Origin of the sequence: uncultured Roseicyclus sp., assembly GCF_937892565.1 — a bacterium.
Classification (GTDB): Bacteria; Pseudomonadota; Alphaproteobacteria; order Rhodobacterales; family Rhodobacteraceae; genus Roseicyclus.
The window spans coordinates 1-5758 of the sequence record NZ_CALAHQ010000065.1 but is presented as its reverse complement, the minus strand read 5'-3'; the positions used below and the strand labels follow the sequence as shown (position 1 = coordinate 5758).

The 5758-nt window shown below is 63.9% G+C and carries 5 protein-coding genes; 1 reads left to right on the top strand and 4 read right to left on the bottom strand.

Going from position 1 to position 5758, the window contains the following annotated elements; translation table 11 throughout:
• Nucleotides 1-71: 71 nt before the first annotated feature.
• Together Q0094_RS08270 and Q0094_RS08265 are read right to left on the bottom strand one after the other, a co-directional pair.
• Nucleotides 72-1034, bottom strand: a complete 963-nt coding sequence (locus Q0094_RS08270; RefSeq protein WP_297617655.1) for a CoA ester lyase — start codon at nucleotides 1032-1034, stop codon at nucleotides 72-74.
• A gap of 15 nt (nucleotides 1035-1049) precedes the next feature.
• Nucleotides 1050-2255, bottom strand: coding sequence for an aminotransferase class V-fold PLP-dependent enzyme (locus Q0094_RS08265; protein WP_297617652.1), 1206 nt, complete (start codon nucleotides 2253-2255; stop codon nucleotides 1050-1052).
• 136 nt (nucleotides 2256-2391) lie between these two features.
• Between Q0094_RS08265 and Q0094_RS08260 the strand changes: the two genes are divergently transcribed.
• Complete coding sequence (locus tag Q0094_RS08260) at nucleotides 2392-3795, top strand: short-chain fatty acyl-CoA regulator family protein (RefSeq protein WP_297617649.1); 1404 nt, start codon at nucleotides 2392-2394, stop codon at nucleotides 3793-3795.
• Nucleotides 3796-3804: 9 nt separating this feature from the next.
• Here Q0094_RS08260 and Q0094_RS08255 read toward each other — a convergent pair whose 3' ends face one another.
• Both Q0094_RS08255 and Q0094_RS08250 read right to left on the bottom strand, forming a co-directional pair.
• Entirely contained in the window at nucleotides 3805-5298 is a 1494-nt protein-coding gene (locus Q0094_RS08255) for a TRAP transporter large permease (RefSeq protein WP_297617646.1), read from the bottom strand.
• On the bottom strand, nucleotides 5295-5758 hold a 464-nt coding region (locus Q0094_RS08250), incomplete at its 5' end, for a TRAP transporter small permease (protein ID WP_297617643.1). The genes Q0094_RS08250 and Q0094_RS08255, both read right to left, overlap by 4 nt.

Here is a 5758-nt window from a genome sequence, read left to right as displayed (position 1 = left end):
ACTTGGCCTGATGTTCGTGGATGTCCATGGGACCCTCTCTTGGTGCGGGAAAGACCGGCCTTGCGGCAGGATCAGCGGTTCTCGTCGGCGGCTGTGCTGCGTGCGGCGATGGCTTCGGCCATGTCGATCACATTGCGCGCCATCTTTTCCGACGCGGCATCGATCATCTTGCCGTCAAGGCTGGCCGCGCCCTTGCCCTGTGCTTCGGCGGTGCGCAGTTCCTCGATGATGCGGCGGGCCTTGGCGACCTCGGCCTCGGGGGGGCTGAAGACCGTGTTGGCCATGGCGATCTGGCTGGGGTGGATCGCCCATTTGCCTTCGCAGCCCAGCGCGGCAGCACGGCGCGCGCCGGCGATATACCCATCGGGGTCCGAGAAATCGCCAAACGGGCCGTCGATGGCGCGCAAGCCATAGGCGCGGCAGGCAATCACCATCCGCGTGATCGAGGCATGCCATTGATCGCCCGGGTAATCGGGATTGAGGCCACCGATATTGGTGGTGCGCGCCCGCATCGAGGCGGCGTAATCGGCCACGCCGAAATGCAGCGCCTCGAGCCGTCCGCCGAATTGCGCGATGGCCTCGACATTGGCCATGCCAAGCGCGGTTTCGATCAGCGCCTCAAGCCCCACGCGGGTCTGCACGCCCGTGCCCTGTTCGATCTGATTGACCATGGCCTCAACCATGTAGAGATCGCCCGGAACGCCCACCTTGGGCACCAGAAGCGTGTGCACCCGGTCGCCCGCCTGTTCCATGATATCGACCACGTCGCGATACATGTAATGGGTGTCGAGCCCGTTGATCCGCACGCTGACGGTCTTGCCCTTGGCAGCCCAGTCGATGTCATTGAGCGCCTGAATGGCGTTCTTGCGCGCCTGCGGCTTTTCGGGGGGCGCGACCGCATCCTCCAGATCGAGAAAGACGAAATCCGCCGCCGATTCGGCCGCCTTGTCGATCATCGTCGGGTTGGAGGCAGGCACGGCCAGTTCGGACCGCTGAAGGCGCTGGCGACGCAGCGGGTGAAGCGTATGGGACATCGGAAAACTCCTGATTTATTCAGCGGCGATCGTCAGGCGTGGCGCGGTGCCACGGGCTTGGGCGAACCAGGCCTGTGCGGCGCCCACGCCCGCGCCAAAGCGCAGATCGGCACCCGCGCGCACCAGCGCCAGTTCCGCCACCGACAGCGCGGTCAGCACCATCGCCTCGTTCAGATCGCCCAAGTGCCCGATGCGAAAGACCCGCCCGTTCAGCGGGCCAAGACCCGACCCGAAGGAGGTGTTGAATTCCGCATAGGCAATGGCGATCACCTCGCGCGCATCGATGCCTTCGGGCACCTTGATCGCGGTCACAGTGTCGGAGGCAAGGCTTGGGTGTTCGGCCACGATGGACAGACCCATGGCCGCCACGCCCCGGCGCACGGCCTGTGCCAGATGGTGGTGGCGTGCAAGAACTGCCTCCAATCCTTCGTGACGCAAGATGCGGTCAAGGGCGGCCTTCAGCCCATGGATCAGCGGGGTGGGGGGCGTGTAGGGGAAATAGCCCGTGGCATTCATCGCCAGCATATCGGCGAATTCGAAATAGGCCCGGCGCATGGTGGCGGTGCGGGCGGCCGCAAGCGCCTTGTCGCTGACGCCCAGAATACCCAAGCCCGCCGGGCACATCAGCCCCTTCTGGCTGCCTGTGACCGCCAGATCGACGCCCCAGTCATCCATGCGGAAATCGATCGACCCGATCGACGACACGCCATCGACGAACAGAAGCGCATCATGCAAGGACTCATCAAGCGCGCGCCGCACCCCCGCCACATCCGAGGTGACGCCGGTCGCCGTTTCATTATGGGTGACAAACACCGCCTTGATGGCGCCGCTACGATCCGCGCCCAGCCGTCGGGCGATCTCGTTGACCGGGGTGGCCGCACCCCAGGCGACGTCGATCACCTCGACCGACAGACCCAGACGCTCGGCCATTTCGACCCAGAGCTTCGAAAATTGTCCAAAGCGCGCCATCAGCACCCGGTCACCGGGGTTGAGCGTGTTGGTGATCGCGGCTTCCCATGCGGCCGTGCCCGAACCGGGAAAAATCATGACCGTTCCGGTTTCGGTCCGCATCACCCGCTTGAGATCGGCAAAGACCGGCAGGGTCAGCGCTCCGAAATCGGGCGCGCGCATGTCCTGCATCGGCACATTCATCGCCTGGCGCACCGCTTCGGGGATATTGGTGGGGCCGGGAATGAAAAGCTGGGTCTGTCCGCTGCGCATTGGGAATATCCTTGCTGAGATGGGGCGCAGCATGCGGGAAAAACCCGGGATCGCAAAATTCTTGCGGGTCCTGCTGTAAATGCAGCAATTTACATGCTACAAGTTTTGTAAATATGTAAATCAGGTGTCACACATCATGAAAACCTTCATCGGCCCCCGTTTGCGTCGCCTGCGGGTCGAACATGGACAGACACAGGCCCAGATGGCCCGTGCGCTTGGCATCTCGACCTCGTATGTCAACCTGTTGGAAAAGAACGAACGCCCTGTTTCGGTGCCGGTGATGCTGAAGCTGTTCGAGCTTTATGGCATTGAATGGCGCGACATCGCCGAGGATGACGAAACGGCGCATCTGGCCGATCTGCGGGCGGCCTTGGCCGATCCGATCTTTGAGGGCGATCGCCCCGATCTGACCCAGATCCGCGCGGCGCTGACGCATGCGCCCGATCTGGCGCTGTGTTTTCTGCGCCTGCATCGATCCTATCTGGCCGCCAGTGACCAGCTATTGAGCGTGGCCGAGGCGGGCGAGGGGGGGGGCGCGCTGTTGCGCAGTGCGCCCGAGGCCACCGTGCACAACTTCTTTCGCAAGAACCGCAACCATTTCGCCGCCCTCGAAGAGGGTGCCGAGGCGTTTTGGGGCGCGCCCCCGCCGGCCAGCGATGATATCTATGCCGCCCTCAAGCAGCGCCTGCTTGACCGGCTGGGCGTGCGGGTGCAGCTGATGACCGTGGCCGAGATGCCGGGAACCTTGCGCGAATATGACGAACGGCGTCGCCTGATCTTGCTGTCCGAGGCGCTTGATCATCCCAACCGGGTCTTTCAGCTGGTCCATGTGGCGGGTCTGATCGAGCAGAGCCGGGTGATCGACGGGCTTTTGTCGGACTCCGGCGTGTCGGATGCGCATGGGCGCACGCGCTGCCGGGTAGAGCTGGCCAATTATTTCGCCGCCGCCGTCTTGATGCCCTATGGCGCCTTTCTGACCGAGGCGCTGGCCAGCCGCTATGATTTCGATCATCTGGCCACCCGCTTTGGCGTCAGCTTCGAACAGGCCTGTCACCGCGCCACCACCTTGCAGCGACGCGGCGCCATGGGTGTGCCGTTCTTTTTCCTGCGCATCGACAAGGCGGGCAATGTCACCAAGCGCTTCAACGCCACCGATTTCCATCTGGCCGAACATGGCGGCGCCTGTCCGCGCCTTGAGGTGCATACCTGTTTCCGCATGCCGGGCCGGATCGTGCCGCAACTGGTCGAAATGCCCGACCAAAGCCGGTTTTTCGTGTTCTCGCGCACCGTCGACCGGCCCAGTTTCGCCCGCCATACTCAGGATGTGCGGCTGGCCGTCGCCATGGGCTGCGCGGTCGAACATGTCGGGGCCATCGGTTACGGCGAAACGCTGGCCATGGGGCAGGCGCCGGTGACCGAGGTGGGCATCAATTGCCGCATCTGTCCGCGCGCCAATTGCGACCAGCGCGCCCACCACGCCATCGTCATGGGCGAACCCGTGGATGAACGCCGCCGGGGTGCCACGCGCTATTCGGCCTGATCGCACGCCCTAGCGCAGCAAGAACAGCGTGATCCCCGGAAAGGCCACCAGGATCGCCACCCGGATGATATCGGACCCGACGAACCACATCACCGCGCGCCAGGTGGCGGTGATCGGTGTGGTCTTGTCCATCGCGTTGATGATGAACAGGTTCATGCCCACGGGTGGGGTGATCAGCCCCACCTCGACCACGATCAGCACAAGGATGCCGAACCAGATCGCGGTCAGCGTGCGGTTGAAATCGGCATGCATGGCCTCGGTCACGGGCCGAAGGCCCAGATCGCGAAATTCCTCGCGGCCCAGCGCCACGCCTTGCGCCAGTTTCGCCTGCGCCTGCGCCAGCAGGTCCGGCGCCATCGCCACGCCATCACTGATCCCTTCGGCCAGCCGTGCGGCCTGCATGTCGATCAGGCCGATCAAGCCGAAATCCAATACTGATATCACCGGCCAGAAGATCGGGATGGTCAACAGGATCATCGACAGGCTGTCCATCAGGCAGCCCATCACAAGATAGAACATCAAGATCAAGATCAGCACGGTCATGGGCGCAAAGCCCTGTCCCACCACCCAAAGCGACACTTCCTGCGGCATCTGGCTCAAGGCGAGGAAGGAATTGTACAGCTTGGCCCCGAGGATGATGAAAAAGATCATCGCGGTGGACACAGCCGTGGTCATGATCGCGTCTTGCAACAGCGCCCAAGTCATGGTGCCGCGCACAAATGCCAATGCCCCCGTGCACGCCACGCCCACCGCTGCCCCTTCGGTGGGGGTGAACCAGCCCGCATAGATCCCCCCCACCACGAGCGCAAAGACCGCGACCACGGGCCAGATTTCGGCCAAGGCGCGCAACCGCTGGGCATAGGGCACGCGGTCTTTTGCCCCGGCACTGGTGGGGTTCAGCCGCACATAGATCGCTATGGTGATCATGTAGCCAAGTGCTGCCAGAATGCCCGGCACAAAGGCGGCCAGAAACAGCGACGCAATGTTTTGTTCGGTCAGGATCGCATAGATCACCAGAATGACCGAAGGCGGGATCAAGATGCCCAGCGTGCCGCCCGCGGCCAGTGTCGCGGTGGCAAACCCGCCCGAATAGCCGCAGCGCCTGAGTTCCGGCAGCGCCACACGCCCCATGGTGGCCGCCGTCGCCAGAGATGAGCCGCAGATCGCCCCAAAGCCCGCGCAAGCCCCCACCGATGCCATGGCAACCCCGCCCTTGCGATGGCCAAGCCAGCCATCGGCCGCGCGGAAAAGCGCCCCCGACATCCCCGAGAGCGCCGCGAATTGCCCCATCAGCAAGAACATCGGGATGATGGACAAGGAATAGCTGGAAAAGGTGGCGTAGCTTTCCCCCTTGAGCAGGTTCAGCGCCATGGTGGGGCTGTCGGTCGCCAGCCAGAGCCCGACAAACCCCACGCCAAACATCGCCGCCCCGATCGGCGCACGCAAAAAGATCAGCGCCAAAAGCAACGGGAAAGACCACAGCCCAAGCGCCATCAGGCTCATGGCAGGGGCCGCCCGCCAAGCGCCGCGCGCATCCGCATGGCCGCGCTGCAGATGCCGACCAGACCCGCCACCACAGCCGCCGCAAAGCTTGCGCCATAGGCCCACCAGAGCGGCATCTGCAACAAGAACGTCGTCTGCCCGTTGTCCAGCTTGTCCGTGAGGCCCATGAAAAGCTGCCAACCGATCACGATGATGACCAGCGCCAAGACCCCCTCCCACATGGCGGCAAGGGCGCGGTTGGCACGCGGTGGCAGGCGGCTGGTAAAGATATCCACCGTGGCATGGCCCCCCTTGAGCTGGCAGATCGGCAGGAAGGCAAAGATGGCAAAGGCGATGCCGGCCTCGATCAGCTCATAATCGCCGGTCACGGGGCCGGTATGGGCGGCAAGCCACCGCGCAAGACCGGGGGCAAGATCTGTCAGCACTGTGCCGTGGGCAAGCCCGTTCAAGCCGCGCCCCA